Source organism: Vibrio chemaguriensis, from assembly GCF_012275705.1.
Classification (GTDB): Bacteria; Pseudomonadota; Gammaproteobacteria; order Enterobacterales; family Vibrionaceae; genus Vibrio; species Vibrio diabolicus.
Genome location: NZ_SHOE01000008.1, coordinates 72658 through 87737, shown reverse-complemented (window position 1 = coordinate 87737; position 15080 = coordinate 72658). Strand labels below are relative to the sequence as shown.

13 protein-coding genes are annotated in these 15080 nt (G+C 44.9%); 2 read left to right on the top strand and 11 right to left on the bottom strand.

Annotated elements, in window-relative coordinates:
- Positions 1 to 12: 12 nt before the first annotated feature.
- Positions 13 to 1152 (bottom strand): glutamine-hydrolyzing carbamoyl-phosphate synthase small subunit, encoded by a 1140-nt coding sequence (gene carA / locus EX191_RS09635; RefSeq protein ID WP_005396428.1) that lies wholly within the window; start codon positions 1150 to 1152, stop codon positions 13 to 15.
- Positions 1153 to 1397: 245 nt separating this feature from the next.
- Here carA and EX191_RS09630 point away from each other — a divergent pair, with 245 nt between their 5' ends.
- Complete coding sequence (locus EX191_RS09630) at positions 1398 to 1625, top strand: hypothetical protein (protein ID WP_176319018.1); 228 nt, start codon at positions 1398 to 1400, stop codon at positions 1623 to 1625.
- Between the two features lie 8 nt (positions 1626 to 1633).
- Here EX191_RS09630 and dapB read toward each other — a convergent pair whose 3' ends face one another.
- From dapB to secA, 3 genes are all read right to left on the bottom strand, one after another.
- Positions 1634 to 2443 carry a 4-hydroxy-tetrahydrodipicolinate reductase gene (dapB, locus tag EX191_RS09625; protein ID WP_006742699.1) on the bottom strand — a complete coding sequence of 270 codons (810 nt, stop codon included), beginning with the start codon at positions 2441 to 2443 and terminating at the stop codon, positions 1634 to 1636.
- A gap of 110 nt (positions 2444 to 2553) precedes the next feature.
- Positions 2554 to 2952, bottom strand: a complete 399-nt coding sequence (gene mutT / locus EX191_RS09620; RefSeq protein ID WP_005396433.1) for an 8-oxo-dGTP diphosphatase MutT — start codon at positions 2950 to 2952, stop codon at positions 2554 to 2556.
- Positions 2953 to 3117: 165 nt separating this feature from the next.
- A complete protein-coding gene (gene secA / locus EX191_RS09615) occupies positions 3118 to 5847 on the bottom strand; it encodes a preprotein translocase subunit SecA (protein WP_005396435.1) in 2730 nt (909 codons plus the stop codon).
- Positions 5848 to 6255: 408 nt separating this feature from the next.
- Here secA and EX191_RS09610 point away from each other — a divergent pair, with 408 nt between their 5' ends.
- Positions 6256 to 6714 (top strand): DUF721 domain-containing protein, encoded by a 459-nt coding sequence (locus EX191_RS09610; protein WP_012842148.1) that lies wholly within the window; start codon positions 6256 to 6258, stop codon positions 6712 to 6714.
- 113 nt (positions 6715 to 6827) lie between these two features.
- Here EX191_RS09610 and lpxC read toward each other — a convergent pair whose 3' ends face one another.
- From lpxC to ftsW, 7 genes are all read right to left on the bottom strand, one after another.
- Positions 6828 to 7745, bottom strand: coding sequence for a UDP-3-O-acyl-N-acetylglucosamine deacetylase (lpxC, locus tag EX191_RS09605; RefSeq protein ID WP_005381871.1), 918 nt, complete (start codon positions 7743 to 7745; stop codon positions 6828 to 6830).
- Positions 7746 to 7846: 101 nt separating this feature from the next.
- Entirely contained in the window at positions 7847 to 9085 is a 1239-nt protein-coding gene (ftsZ, locus tag EX191_RS09600) for a cell division protein FtsZ (protein WP_012842149.1), read from the bottom strand.
- Between the two features lie 30 nt (positions 9086 to 9115).
- Positions 9116 to 10378 carry a cell division protein FtsA gene (ftsA, locus tag EX191_RS09595; protein ID WP_012842150.1) on the bottom strand — a complete coding sequence of 421 codons (1263 nt, stop codon included), beginning with the start codon at positions 10376 to 10378 and terminating at the stop codon, positions 9116 to 9118.
- Complete coding sequence (locus EX191_RS09590; RefSeq protein WP_005396441.1) at positions 10371 to 11153, bottom strand: cell division protein FtsQ/DivIB; 783 nt, start codon at positions 11151 to 11153, stop codon at positions 10371 to 10373. Before EX191_RS09590 ends, ftsA begins: the two co-directional genes overlap by 8 nt.
- A gap of 192 nt (positions 11154 to 11345) precedes the next feature.
- The gene (murC, locus tag EX191_RS09585) at positions 11346 to 12803 is read right to left on the bottom strand and encodes a UDP-N-acetylmuramate--L-alanine ligase (RefSeq protein ID WP_005396442.1); all 1458 of its coding nucleotides are present in this window, start codon (positions 12801 to 12803) and stop codon (positions 11346 to 11348) included.
- Between the two features lie 22 nt (positions 12804 to 12825).
- Positions 12826 to 13893, bottom strand: coding sequence for an undecaprenyldiphospho-muramoylpentapeptide beta-N-acetylglucosaminyltransferase (gene murG / locus EX191_RS09580; protein WP_104974500.1), 1068 nt, complete (start codon positions 13891 to 13893; stop codon positions 12826 to 12828).
- Positions 13880 to 15076 (bottom strand): cell division protein FtsW, encoded by a 1197-nt coding sequence (gene ftsW, locus EX191_RS09575; RefSeq protein ID WP_005396444.1) that lies wholly within the window; start codon positions 15074 to 15076, stop codon positions 13880 to 13882. The genes murG and ftsW overlap by 14 nt, the downstream gene beginning before the upstream one ends.
- Positions 15077 to 15080: the final 4 nt, after the last annotated feature.

Genomic DNA, 15080 nt, shown 5'->3' with positions numbered 1-15080 from the left:
TACTACTCCGAATTAAGCGCTGTGTTTTTTGATTAGTTCGATAAAGTGGTCAAATAGCGGTGCCGCGTCATGTGGACCTGGGCTCGCTTCTGGGTGACCTTGGAAGCTAAATGCTGGCTTGTCTGTGCGGTGAATACCTTGCAAAGAGCCATCAAATAACGATACGTGAGTAGCACGTAAGTTTTCCGGTAACGTTGCTTCATCTGCCGCAAAGCCGTGGTTTTGCGAAGTGATCATAACAACGTTACGGTCTAAATCTTTTACTGGGTGGTTTGCACCATGGTGACCAAACTTCATTTTCACGGTTTGTGCACCTGACGCTAACGCAAGGATTTGATGACCTAAACAGATACCGAAGATAGGTAAGCCTTTTTCTAGGAACACTTTTGTCGCTTCAATCGCGTAAGTACATGGTTCTGGATCACCAGGGCCATTTGATAGGAAAACACCGTCCGGGTTCATCGCAAGCACTTCTTCCGCTGACGTTTCAGCAGGAACAACCGTTAAGCGGCAACCGCGGTCAACCAACATTCGTAGGATGTTGCGTTTTGCGCCGAAGTCGTAAGCAACGACGTGGTATGGCAGCTCGCTGTCATCTTTCGCCTCTGGAAGTCCACCTTCAAGCGTCCACGAACCTTGTTTCCATTGATACGCTTCTTTCGTTGTAACTTCTTTCGCAAGGTCCATTCCTTTTAAGCCTGGGAATTCTTTTGCTTTCGCTAAAGCCAAAGCTTCATCTAGGTTATTACCCGCAACAATACAACCGTTTTGAGCACCTTTTTCACGCAAGATACGAGTGAGCTTTCGCGTATCAATATCAGCGATGCCAACGATATTTTGAGACTTAAGGTAATCAGAGAGGGATTGTTCATTACGGAAGTTAGAAGCGATAAGAGGAAGATCGCGAATCACAAGGCCTTGTGCATGAATGGAAGAGGATTCTTCATCTTCGGAAGTGGTTCCGGTATTGCCAATGTGAGGATAAGTAAGGGTGACGATTTGCTGAGAATAGGAAGGATCAGTGAGGATTTCTTGATACCCCGTCATCGAGGTATTAAAAACGACTTCACCAACGGAAATACCATCTGCCCCTATGGACACTCCGTGGAACACTGTCCCATCTTCTAGGACTAACAGTGCTAATTTACCCAAGACAACCTCCAGAATAAAAATGCAAAAAAAATAAATCAAACTGCAAACATGCCTTCTTTTACCTATAAAATCTACATAAATAGGTATTTCAGACAAATTGGCGGTATTCTAAAGTTGGACTGGAAACCTGTCAACCTACAATCAAAAATAAATTATCAATTTCTAGCGAGTAAGGTCATTTCGAATCAGTAAGGCTCAAAAAGACAACTTTTGAATGCTATTACATAGGGAGGGATAGAGGTTTAATGAATTTTACAAATTTGAACTTTTTAGGGATCACAAAAAATTATGAGTTTTTAACGCAAACGTTCACCACGACAAAAATAGGAACACTTTTAACGGTTACACCCAAAAACAAAGCCAAAATAGATAAAAACACAACAAAAGTAAGTGCTAAAATCTTCTCTATCAGAATCATTTTATTTACAAATAATTCTATAGATATAAAAAAGCCGGCTAACGCCGGCGAATAATTATGTATTTAGAGTTCATTCAATCCCAAAACATCTGTCATGGTATAAAAGCCCGCAGGTTTAGCACTCAACCAAACTGCAGCCTTTACGGCTCCATTAGCAAACGTCATGCGATCAGTCGCTTTGTGCGTTATTTCCACTCGTTCCCCGATATCAGCAAACATAGCCGTATGCTCACCGACGATATCGCCAGCGCGAATCGTAGCAAAGCCGATCTCATCTTTTGTTCGTTCACCAGTAATGCCTTCTCGAGCATAGACAGCTACATCATTCAGCTTATTACCCATCGCACCAGCAATAGCTTCTCCCATTCCGATAGCGGTACCAGAGGGGGCATCAACTTTATGGCGATGGTGTGCTTCAACAATCTCGATATCACAGTAATCCCCCATTACTTTGGCCGCTTTCTCAAGAAGCTTAAAGACAAGGTTTACGCCTACAGAATAATTTGGCGCCATCACAACAGGCACTTGCTTGGCTGCTTCATCGATAAGATCACGCTCTGCATCGCTGAAGCCAGTCGTCCCAATCACAATGCTCTTACCGTATTTCTTACACAACTCGAGATTCGCTAATGTGCTTACTGGAGCGGTGAAATCGATGATTACATCAAAATTATCGACGTCTTTAGCAAGATCATCTGTTAAGAGCACATCGAATTTACCTTCACCACAAAGTTCACCGATATCGACGCCGACGAGTGAAGACTCAGGTCGTTCTGATCCCGCGCTCACTGTCGCTTCAGGATTAAGGTGTGAAGCTTTAACCAAATTGCGGCCCATTCGGCCAGCTGCTCCTGCGATTGCAATACGAACCATTGCGCTTTCTCTCCTTCTCTGGATAACGAGGTTTGCTCTCGTTCTCTCGTTTCGCTTAATCTGTTTAAACTAACAACATACCGTGGTTACCACAAGCAAGTTCATCGAGCTTAAGCAAACTCTTTTACAACACGCTCCAAGATAGGTACGTTCGCTTCAGGAAAGGTGTAGTCGCCCAATTCGCTGATTTCAACCCAGCATCCTTCTTGACCTTCTCGACCGTAAGGCTCATTACTGAATTGAGATACTGTAATAAAATCAAACTTGAGTGATTTATCTGGATAGTCGTATTCCAAGTGTTCAAAAGGGGCTTGCTCAATAACTTCAATTCCCACTTCTTCTTCGAGTTCTCTTGTAATAGCAAGCTCAATGCTTTCTCCCGGCTCGACTTTGCCACCCGGAAACTCCCAAAACCCGCCTTTGTGCTTATCATCAGGACGCTTTGTAATAAAGATCTTTGATTTGTCTTGGTTAAAAATAATTGCCGCGACTATGTGAATTCTTTTCATGGGGATTCCTAACTCTCAAGACCGTTGTACTTTTCTATTGTGACAACGAGCTTCTACATCTCAAAAACTTGCTGACCTATCAAACTTAGGAATTTGATAGCCAAAGAATTTATTTAAAAAAAGAGTCGCCTAAGCGACTCTTTGATAAATAATCCGACTAACAGATTAGTCGATTTTGCCGTGGCACTGTTTGTACTTCTTGCCACTGCCACAAGGGCAAGGTTCATTACGACCTACTTTACGTTCATCACGTACCATTGGTTGATTTGAACCTTCTTCAGATTCTTCACCTTCAGAAAGCGGGTTTTGTGCTGCAGCGTGTTGCGCTTGCGCACGACGAGCTGCTTCTTCAGCTTGCGCACGACGCTGTTCTTCCATGCGTTCAACTTCTTCTTGTTGCTGAACGCGAACACGAGATAGAACAGTAATAACATCTGTTTTCAGCGCTTCTAGTAGACCCTCAAACAGTTCAAACGACTCACGTTTGTATTCTTGTTTTGGGTTCTTCTGTGCGTAACCACGTAAATGGATACCTTGACGCAAGTGATCCATCGCAGCCAAATGCTCTTTCCAAAGCGTATCCAGAGTCTGAAGCATGACCGATTTTTCGAAGTTGCGAAGCACTTGTGCACCCACCACTTCCTCTTTCTCTTTGTACACTTCAACGGCTAGGTTGATGATCTTTTCACGTAGTGCTTCTTCGTAAAGCTTGTCGTCTTCTTCAAGCCATTGCTTCACTGGCGCATCAAGATCGAAGTCCGCTTTCAAGCGCTCTTGTAGACCTTCAACATCCCACATATCTTCTAGTGACTGTGGTGGAATGTACTCATCAATAACCGCTGTTAGCACATCTTCACGGTTTTGCTCGATCATGCCGCTGATGTCTTCAACGTTCATTAACTCGTCACGCAGTTCGTAGACAACCTTACGTTGATCGTTCGCTACATCATCGTATTCAAGCAGCTGCTTACGGATATCAAAGTTCCGACCTTCCACTTTGCGCTGTGCTTTTTCAATTGAGCGAGAAAGCATTTTCGATTCAATAGCTTCACCTTCTTCCATACCACTTTGAATAAGGCTCGCCATACGATCAGAAGTGAAAATACGTAGCAAAGAGTCTTCCATAGATAGGTAGAAGCGCGATGAACCCGCATCACCTTGACGACCGGAACGACCACGTAGCTGGTTATCAATACGGCGAGATTCGTGGCGCTCAGTACCGATGATATGTAGACCACCAGCTTCTAGCACTTGGTCATGCACCACTTTCCACTCTGCTTTAATCGCATCGATTTGCTCTTGAGTTGGGTTCTCTAAAGCTTCAACTTTTGATTGCCAGCTACCGCCAAGCACAATGTCCGTACCACGACCGGCCATGTTGGTCGCGATAGTTACCGCACCAGGCATGCCCGCTTCAGCAACAATTTCCGCTTCTTTCTCATGGAATTTCGCGTTCAATACGTTGTGTTTGATCTTAGCCTTCTTCAATGCGTTAGAAAGAAGTTCTGACTTTTCAATCGACACAGTACCAACAAGCGTTGGCTGCCCTTTGGCAACACGCTCTTTAATATCTTCAATGATTGCCGCAAACTTCTCTGCTTCAGTACGGTAAACCACATCTGGCATATCGTTACGAATCATCGGCTTGTTGGTTGGGATAACCACCGTTTCCAAACCATAGATAGACTGGAATTCGAACGCTTCAGTATCCGCTGTACCTGTCATACCTGACAGTTTTTCGTATAAACGGAAGTAGTTCTGGAAGGTAATAGAAGCCAAAGTTTGGTTTTCGTTTTGGATCTTAACGCCTTCTTTCGCTTCTACTGCTTGGTGAAGACCTTCAGACCAACGACGACCTGGCATTGTACGACCAGTGTGTTCATCAACGATGACCACTTCACCTTCATCAGTAACAATGTAATCAACGTTACGCTCGAATAACACATGAGCACGCAAAGCAGCATTCACGTGATGCAACATGCTGATGTTAGCCGGAGAGTAAAGTGTATCACCTTCCTCCATCAGACCGTTTTTCACTAACAGTTCTTCAACGTATTCTTGACCCGTTTCAGTTAGGTATACTTGCTTTGATTTTTCATCAACAGTGTAGTGACCATCACCACGGTATTCTTCAGAGTCTTCTTTATCTTGCTTTTTCAGATGCGGGATCAAAAGGTTGATTCGAGTGTATAGCTCAGAGCTATCTTCAGCAGGACCAGAAATGATCAAAGGAGTACGAGCTTCATCAATTAGGATTGAGTCTACCTCATCGACAACTGCAAAGAAGCGATCACGCTGTACACGGTCTTCGCTACGGAAAGCCATATTGTCACGAAGGTAGTCAAAACCAAATTCATTGTTGGTTCCGTATAGAATGTCAGCTTGGTACGCTTCTTTTTTCTCTTGAGGAGGCATGTTTGGCACGTTTACGCCAACGGTCATACCTAAAAATTCAAATAGAGGGCGGTTCGTCTCAGCATCACGTTTAGCTAGATAATCGTTCACTGTTACGATGTGAACGCCTTTACCAGCAAGAGCATTTAAGTAAGCAGGAAGCGTTGCAGTCAGCGTTTTACCTTCACCTGTACGCATCTCCGCAATTTGACCCGCATTTAGAACCATACCACCGATAAGCTGAACGTCGAAGTGACGCATGCCGTAGACACGCTTAGATGCTTCACGAACCGTAGCAAAAGCTTCAGGAAGTAGTTTATCAAGAGTTTCACCTTTCTCTAGGCGCTCACGGAACTCAACCGTCTTTGCTTTTAACTCTTCATCACTTAGAGCTTCGAATGTTGGCTCGTAGTTATTAATTTCTTTTACAATTTTTCTAAGGCGGCGCAGTGTTCGGTCGTTGCGACTGCCAATCACTTTTGTCAGTAGCTTAGTTATCATTTTTCGTGAATCTCTCTTTAATCAGACCGTTCCCGATCTACTCATAATGCCTTCAGTCTCTGCCAGTTTGGAACTAAGAATACTGAGATAAATCATTTATCAAAGATATTGAGTTCAAACATCCATATTTCAAGGCTAAGTTTCGAAACAATGTGGATTAGTGTAAGGATTTTTCATCGATACAACCATAAATAGACGTATTTGTTTGAAGCACTCTGAAGTTTTTACTTAAAGTGGTGACTGATTAGACGATATTGCATACCACAATATGTGTAATCTATTCAGAGCAGACTTTGCTTTTTACCTTGCTACATTGTAAAACTGAAGCGAAAGACGTTAATGTAAACTATACCTTGATAGAAAGCTGCTCTAGAATAGCTGATATCTCAACAAAATTAGATTTTACCTATGCGTGATCACCGTCCAACCTCGACTGAAGATGTTATTGCTGAATCACAGTTCAAGCAGATTCAAGAACATGCTGGAGAAATCTTACAGCTTAACCAAGCTTTGCAAGAGATCTTACCCACTGGGACGGCCGATCATTGCCGGGTGGCGAATGTTCGTAATGGCCACCTATTGATCGATGTTTCTAGTGCCGCGATCAAAATGAAGATCGATTACGATCGCCTCATGATCCTAAATAAACTTCGTACTCAAGGCTTTGCCAAACTGATGAGCGTTGAAGTGAGGATCAATCCATCATTATACAGAAATCGTTTCGAACAAGACGACAGACCTAAACGTCCACCATTAACAGAATCTGCAGCAAAGTCATTGATGACGATTGCCGACATGGCACCGCCTAAAATTCAAGAGCGTTTAAAGCGATTGGCCGATATGGCAGAAAAGAAAGACCGTAAGTAACCGTTATTTCAATATGCTGAAAGCTCGAATGCTATTAATAAGCCCAAGATTAAAGCCAAATAGCAAAAAACCAGGCATAAGCCTGGTTTTTTATTAATTTTAATGCCGAGTATTTACGCAAGCACCATATTTGGTTCAGCGAATGCTACTGGTGAGCCGACTTCTTCTTCGAATGTAGTCCACTCCCACGCTTCCTGATCAGCAAGAACAGCTCGCAGAAGTTGGTTGTTCAAACCGTGACCCGATTTAAAGGCGCGAAATTCACCGATGATTGGGTGACCACACATGTAAAGATCACCAATCGCATCCAACACTTTGTGAGTCACAAACTCATTTTCAAAGCGTAGACCTTCTTCGTTAAGAATACGGTAATCATCCAATACGATAGCATTGTCGAAACTACCACCCAAAACTAGGTTTTGAGACTGTAGATATTCGATATCACGCATAAAGCCAAACGTACGTGCACGAGAAATTTCACGAACGAAGCCTTTTGAGGAGAAATCAAACAGCAAGCGCTGTTCGTCTGACTCAATAGCAGGGTGATTAAATTCAATTTCGAAGTCCATGCGGAAGCCGTTAAATGGTACAAACTCTGCCCATTTATCGCCATCTTCAAAACGAACTGGCTTTTTAATACGGATGAAACGTTTTGGCGCATTTTGCGTTTCTATACCTGCTTGTTGTAGCAAGTATACAAATGGGCTAGCACTACCATCCATAATTGGAATTTCAGGTGCGTCTACCTCGACAACAATGTTGTCGATGCCCATACCAGCAAGTGCCGCATTCAAGTGCTCTACAGTTGAAATACGCACACCTTCGTCGTTTACCAAAGCAGTACATAGCATGGTGTCACGAACAGAAGCTGGATCAGCTGGAAAATCTACAGGTGGGTTTACATCTGTACGACGGTAAATGATACCTGTATTTGCAGCAGCCGGGCGCAGAGTAAGCGTGACTTTACGACCAGAGTGGAGGCCCACACCAGTTGTTTTCACTATTTCTTTCAGAGTACGTTGTCTGATCATCTGCTTGCCTCTCAAAAATTTGCTACAAAACACGGCCGTCTGTAACGTCGACCGTGAATGCTACCATAATTTTGAGCCATGTCAAATTTATGGATTAAAGATTAATCAGCCTGACGACGCAAAAATGCCGGGATATCTAAATAACCACTTTCCTTCTCTTGCTTCGGAGCCGCAGAGCTTTGGCTCGACGATGCTGGAGAAGAAGAAACTGTATTTGTAGGCTGAGGAGTTACCTGTGGCTTCTCTTGCACTTGATTATTTTGCAAGGTTTGTGCCGGTTTCTCTTCAGCTTGCGTTGCCGCCGCTTGCTGTTGTGGTTGAGCCTGCGGCGTCGGAGCCACTTTCGCTTTACCACCCGCAACTAGCGTGATATCTGGTTTTTTCTCATTGCCAATACCTGTCGCTACAACTGTTACGCGGATTTCGTCCGTCATATCTGGGTCTAGAGAAGTACCGATAACAACAGTTGCATTGTCAGAAGCAAATGCTTTCACTGTATTACCAACCGTCTCAAACTCGTCAAGACGCATATCCAGACCAGCAGTAATATTGACAAGAACACCACGAGCGCCCGCTAGATCGATGTCTTCCAGAAGTGGGCTAGAAATTGCCATTTCAGCCGCTTCTTCAGCACGATCTTCGCCTTTAGCAATACCGCTGCCCATCATCGCGTGACCCATTTCAGACATTACTGTTCTTACGTCCGCAAAGTCAACGTTGATCATGCCAGGGCGAGTAATTAGCTCAGCAATGCCTTGAACTGCGTTCTTAAGAACGTCGTTCGCACTTGCAAAAGCTTCTAGTAGCGTGACACCACGGCCAAGTACTTTAAGCAGCTTTTCGTTTGGAATCGTAATCAAAGAGTCAACGTGCTTAGACAGCTCATCGATACCTTGCTCAGCGAACGCCAAACGCTTTTTGCCTTCAAAGCTGAACGGTTTTGTCACTACCGCGACAGTTAGAATGCCAAGCTCTTTAGCTACTTCAGCAATAACAGGTGCTGCACCAGTACCTGTACCGCCACCCATACCAGCTGCGATAAACACCATATCGGCGCCAGTTAGGGAATCTTTAATTCTATCTCTGTCTTCGAGAGCTGCGTCACGGCCAACCTGTGGATTAGCACCTGCACCCAGACCTTTGGTGATATCGCCACCGATCTGAATAACATTGCCAACGCTTGTCTTACGAAGTGCTTGCGCATCAGTGTTGACGCTGATGAATTCCACACCTTCGATGGATTCACGCACCATGTGTTCAACGGCGTTACCACCGCCGCCACCAACCCCAACGACCTTGATTACTGCATCGTCAGACATTTCCATCATCGGTTCAAACATGTGTTGTCTCCGTTTATCCTGCAACTCAGGTTAAAACTCTTTTTGTATCCAGTTACGCAATTTATCGAAAAAGCCAGTAACAGATGAGCGTTTAGGTTCATTATAATCGCTATCGTCGCTAGACTGCATGTCTCTTGCGTAATGAAGTAATCCAACTGCCGTAGAATGGTACGGCTCTTTTACATAGTCAGTTAATCCGCTGACTTCGAGCGGTTTGCCGACCCTTACTTGATTGCGGAATACGCGTTCCGCACATTCTATCACTCCGTCCATTTGCGCAGCACCGCCGGTGAGTACAACCCCCGCAGCTAGATGGTGCTTTATACCCTCTTCGCGCAATTTCGCTTGTACAGAGTCAATAGTTTGGTTAACCAGTCCCATAAGCTCAGAGTAGCGTGGCTCAATCACTTCTGACAACGTTTGACGTTGCAGACTACGTGATGGTCGCCCACCTACGCTTGGTACATTAACCGTGTCATCCTTACTGACCAGTTCACTCAAAGCACAGCCATATTTAACTTTTATTTCTTCAGCATCGCTCACTGGCGTACCAAAAGCAAAAGCAATATCGCTGGTTACAGCATTTCCTGCGTACGAAAATACTTCTGTGTGACGTAACGCACCGCCAGTCCAGATGGCCACATCCATCGTGCCGGCGCCAATATCCACCACACAAACTCCAAGCTCTCTTTCATCCTCGGTGATTACTGCATTACTTGCAGCAAGTCCAGAAAATACGAGTTGCTCTACTTTAAGGCCGCATCGTTCTACCGCCTTAATAATATTGCGTGCCATGTCATTATGGCATGAGATAAGGTGGACACTTACTTCCATTCTTACCCCAGATAAACCAAGCGGATTTTTGATTCCCTCTTGGTAATCAATGGTGAACTCTTGCGGAATCACATGAAGGATTCGCTGTTCATCACCGATTTTAATCGATTTTGCGGTATGGATAGCGCGATCCATGTCTTCTTGAGACACTTCTTCATCTGAAATCGTGCCCATACCTTTTTCAATTCGGCTTGCGATATGCTTACCAGACAACGAAATGAAGACTCGGCTGATCTGGCACTCGGCCATCAATTCAGCTTGATCAATTGCACGTTGTACTGATTTTACAACCGACTCCAAGTCATTCACGCCACCTTTATCCATGCCACGTGAAGGGCTACTACCTGCGCCAATAATATTAATTTGACCGTCTGGTAGAACCTCACCCACTAGAGCCGATACGGTTGCAGTGCCTATATCAAGACCAACAATAATGTTGTCATCAGCGGCCTTAGTCATCTGTACTCTCTTCTAACTCTTGTTCAGGAAACCAACCAACTGCGGCTCCTGTATCGTACCTAAGATCGATATAACTGATTCTTTGCGTGTCACTGCCAAGCTTGTTATAGAGCTTAAAAAATCGCTCTATACGCTCAAGAAGAGACTCTTTACCGAGCTCTAATCGAATACCGTTATCAAGGATGATTTGCCAAGCTCGTCGCTCGTTTAATACCAGAGACGATATCGCTAAACCCAATTGCTGAAACTTAGGACTCAAATCACGGTAAGCCTGTAAGACTTCTGGTCCGCTGTCTTTGGGTCCGTACAGTTTCACTTTTTCTTCTTGTAACAGAGCCACATCGCCATCAAAAACAAACCCGTTTTTATCTAACAGTTCGTTGCCATTCCAAATGGCTTCAGGTTGATGCTCTGTCAAAAAAACTTTTACTGTATCCGGCCACTGCTTTCGGATTGCGGCATGCGCCACCCATGGCAGAGCTTCGACACTTTGCTGTAATACATCAATATCCTGAGACATAAATGTACCGATGTGATCTATTCGACTAAATGCAGCCTGCACATCGTCAGCTTGGACATACTCCAGTTTTCCCTGAAGTACTATTTTGGAGAGAGGTAACCTTTGGTCATCCCACATCCAACTGATCGCCGAGTACAAAACAGAACTAATTAAGGTCACAACCACAACGAAAAATAACGCACCCAAGATTTTCTCTTGGCGACCACGGTTATTATCCGTGTTTGGTCGCTCGTCATTCAGTGCAATATTCAACAACGTCTTCGTTTCCTGACTTTTGTCGTGTACTTTTTACCCACATAATTACGCAGAGGTAAAAGTCTTGACTTTAACCTTGGGATTATACTGAGCTCTTGTAAACTATCAAACACTGATAGCAATAAATCACAATGATATTGACGCAAAATCGAGATCTGAGTCTTTATCTGTCCTTCGCGCCAACAATCTATGTTAACCAAGCATCTTGTTTATATTTAATTCAAGACCTGCCAGTTGTTTCGCCACTTTACCAACATCACCCGCACCTTGCGTTAAGATTAGGTCGCCGTCTTGTATAACGTTAGCTAAAACTGAAGGTAATTGCTCGATTTCTGGAACAAAAATCGGATCTACCTTACCTCGGCTGCGAATTGTGCGACACAATGAACGTCCATCAGCTCCTGCAATTGGCTTTTCACCTGCGGCATAAACATCCAACATGATTAATACATCAACTTGCTCTAGAACATTCGCAAAGTCATCGTATAGATCACGAGTACGGCTATAACGGTGTGGTTGGAAAATCATAACGAGACGTTTATCTTGCCAACCGCTTCGCGCAGCATTAATGGTCACATCAACTTCTGTTGGGTGGTGTCCGTAATCATCCACTAACATGGCATGACCATTACCGGTATCAAACTCGCCAAGGTGATCAAAACGTCGTCCCGTGCCTTGCGTTCCGGCCATTGCTTTTAGAATTGCATCGTCTTCAATGTCATCTTCGGTAGCCACTGCAATCGCAGCCGACGCATTAAGTGCATTGTGACGACCTGGAATGTTCAGAGTGATATCTAGGTTGGCACGCCCTTTACGTACTACCGTAAATTTGCCTTGCTGACCTTCTTGACGATAGTTTTCAATGCGTACGTCAGCATCTGCGGAGAAACCGTAAGTAATCACTTGACGACTAATACGTGGGATTAACTCTCGAACCACAGGATCATCAATACAAACAATAGCTTGGCCGTAGAACGGTAGATTGTGTAGAAAATCAATGAAGGTTTGCTTTAACGTTTCAAAGTCACCACCATAAGTATCCATATGATCGGCTTCAATATTAGTGACGATACTTACCATTGGTTGCAGGTGCAGGAATGACGCGTCGCTCTCATCCGCCTCAGCAATTAGAATACGACTCGAGCCTAAACGAGCATTTGTACCTGCGCTTTTCACCAAGCCGCCGTTTACAAACGTTGGATCAAGGCCGGCTTCAGAATAAATTTGAGTGACAAGAGCGGTCGTCGTGGTTTTACCGTGTGTACCTGCGACAGCAATACCGTGACGGAATCGCATCAATTCAGCCAACATCTCTGCGCGGCGTACGATTGGGATACGTAACTCACGTGCCGCCATCACTTCTGGGTTTTCTTCGTTGATCGCCGTTGACACAACAACCACACTGGCTTTTTCTACATTGCTCGCTTGATGGCCGATAAATACGGTTGCACCTTTTGATACCAAACGCTCTGTCACTGGGTTCTCTGATAGGTCAGAACCTGTGATTTGGTAGCCTTCGTTCAACAGCACTTCTGCAATGCCGCTCATGCCCGCACCACCAATACCGATGAAGTGGATGGATTTCACGCGGCGCATCTCTGGCACCATGGCGCGAATCTGAGCTAAGTCTTGTGTATGTTGGATTGTCATCAATTCTATTCTCAATAATTCGTTAACGCTTTTCGGTCAAAGCGACAATGGCTTGTGCGACAACTCGGTCGGCATTCAATTTAGCAGCGCCACGCGCTTGCTCAGCCATCGTAAGTAAAGCTTGGCGATCCAATTGTTGGATCTGCTGAGTCAGAGACTCAACGGTTAAATCTGGTTGTTCAATCATTTTCGCTGCGCCGCATTCTACTAGATGATCGGCATTCAGTGCTTGTTGGCGATCTTTATGCATAAAAGGAATAAAGATCGCACCAACGCCAGCAGCAGAAACTTCAGAAACGGTTAACGCCCCTGAACGACAAACTAAAAGGTCAGCCCATGCATAAGCCTCTGCTACGTCGTCAATGAACTCTGTGACTTCTGCATTTACCACACCATTAGCTTGGTATGCTGCGTTCACTTCTTCGGCGGAACCTTTGCCCGCTTGATGACGAATACAGTAATCACCGCCCAACTTTGCCATCACTTCTGGCAGAGTTTGGTTAAGAATGCGTGCACCTTGGCTACCGCCCATCACCAGAATACGAATTGGGCCTTGGCGATCTTGCATTCGCTCTGCAGGCGCTTCTAATCTTGTTAGGTCTTCACGAACTGGGTTACCGACTACCTCAGCATTAGGGAACGCGCCAGGAAAGGCCTGAAAGACTTTCTTAGCAATTTTTGATAGCCATTGGTTTGTCAAACCCGCAACCGCGTTTTGTTCGTGCAGAACAACAGGAATACCGCTCAACCAAGCCGCAATACCACCGGGACCACTCACATAACCACCCATACCTAACACGGCATCGGGCTTCCAATGCTTCATGTGCGCCCGAGCTTGCATGATGGCATTAATAATTTGAAATGGAGCTGCAAGCAGACGCTTTACGCCTTGACCTCGTAACCCTTTCACTTTGATAAAATCGATTTCAATGCCATGTTTTGGCACCAAATCCGCTTCCATTCGATCCGCCGTACCTAACCAACGGATCTCCCAGCCTTGCTCTTGCAGCTGTTTTGCTACAGCTAACCCTGGGAATACGTGACCGCCAGTACCACCAGCCATCACCATCAAACGTTTATTTTGTTTCATTAGTTTGTTGTTCTGATTGTTGTTGCTCGCGTTTCAAGCGGCATTCGTAATCGATACGCAGCAATATGGACACTGCGACGGACATAATAATCAGACTGGAACCACCATAACTGATTAGCGGGAGTGTTAAACCTTTGGTTGGTACGATACCGGCTGCAGCACCAACGTTAACCAACGTCTGGAACGCAAACCAAATACCGATACCGAAAGCCAGATAACCGCCGAACATTTCGCCTTCTTCAAACGCACGCTTGCCTATGTAAACCGCTTTTAGCACTAAGCTAAAAATCAACATTAAGACCAACACAACGCCAACAAAACCGAGCTCTTCAGCAAGTACGGCAAACACAAAGTCGGTATGCGCTTCCGGTAGATATTCCAGTTTTTGAATTGAATTACCGAGACCTTGACCGAACCATTCACCACGACCAAACGCCATCAAAGACTGAGTCAACTGATAGCCACTGCCAAATGGGTCTTCCCACGGGTCAAGGAAGGAGGTTACTCGTCGCATACGGTATGGTTCGACTAAAATCAAACCTACCACAGCGCCGATACCTGCCACCATCAACGCGAGAAACTGAGTCAGTTTTGCGCCTGCGATAAACAGCATGCCAAACAGTGTTACTAGCATCACGACGACCGTACCCAAGTCTGGCTGACCAAGCAGTAATACTGCGAAGAAAGCAAACACCATGATTGGCTTCATAAAGCCACCAAAGAAGGTTTGTCGTACTTCGTCTTGTTTTCGAACTAAGTAACCAGACATGAAGATAAACAGCGATAGCTTCGCGACCTCTGCTGGCTGAAGGTTAAACAGCCCAAGAGGTATCCAACGAGACGCACCATTGACCGACTTACCCGCCAAGAGCACGATGATCAGCAGTGCGAAAGAAGCCCAAAGTAAGTAATGGCTCTTCTTAAACCACTCTTGCAAAGGCACTTGCAAAATAACAGCGGAGGTTCCTAACGCCAGCACGAGAAACGTCGCATGACGAAACATAAAGTGGAACGGCTGTTCCGTTAATCGAGAGCTGATTGGAAATGATGCAGAGGTTACCATGACCAAACCAGTCAACATCAAACCCAGTGCAATCCACACTAACTGACGATCAAACATCGCCTCTGGGGCTGGATGCTTGAGCCAATTACCAATACTGCGTTTAACGTTACCTAAACCCACGAAG

Excerpts from the sequence above, each read along its gene's own strand:
- EX191_RS09630 (WP_176319018.1), top strand. The coding sequence starts at position 1,398 with ATGAATTTTACAAATTTGAACTTTTTAGGGATCACAAAAAATTATGAG.
- dapB (WP_006742699.1), bottom strand. The coding sequence starts at position 2,443 with ATGGTTCGTATTGCAATCGCAGGAGCAGCTGGCCGAATGGGCCGCAAT.
- mutT (WP_005396433.1), bottom strand. The coding sequence starts at position 2,952 with ATGAAAAGAATTCACATAGTCGCGGCAATTATTTTTAACCAAGACAAA.
- secA (WP_005396435.1), bottom strand. The coding sequence starts at position 5,847 with ATGATAACTAAGCTACTGACAAAAGTGATTGGCAGTCGCAACGACCGA.
- EX191_RS09610 (WP_012842148.1), top strand. The coding sequence starts at position 6,256 with ATGCGTGATCACCGTCCAACCTCGACTGAAGATGTTATTGCTGAATCA.
- lpxC (WP_005381871.1), bottom strand. The coding sequence starts at position 7,745 with ATGATCAGACAACGTACTCTGAAAGAAATAGTGAAAACAACTGGTGTG.
- ftsZ (WP_012842149.1), bottom strand. The coding sequence starts at position 9,085 with ATGTTTGAACCGATGATGGAAATGTCTGACGATGCAGTAATCAAGGTC.
- ftsA (WP_012842150.1), bottom strand. The coding sequence starts at position 10,378 with ATGACTAAGGCCGCTGATGACAACATTATTGTTGGTCTTGATATAGGC.
- murC (WP_005396442.1), bottom strand. The coding sequence starts at position 12,803 with ATGACAATCCAACATACACAAGACTTAGCTCAGATTCGCGCCATGGTG.
- murG (WP_104974500.1), bottom strand. The coding sequence starts at position 13,893 with ATGAAACAAAATAAACGTTTGATGGTGATGGCTGGTGGTACTGGCGGT.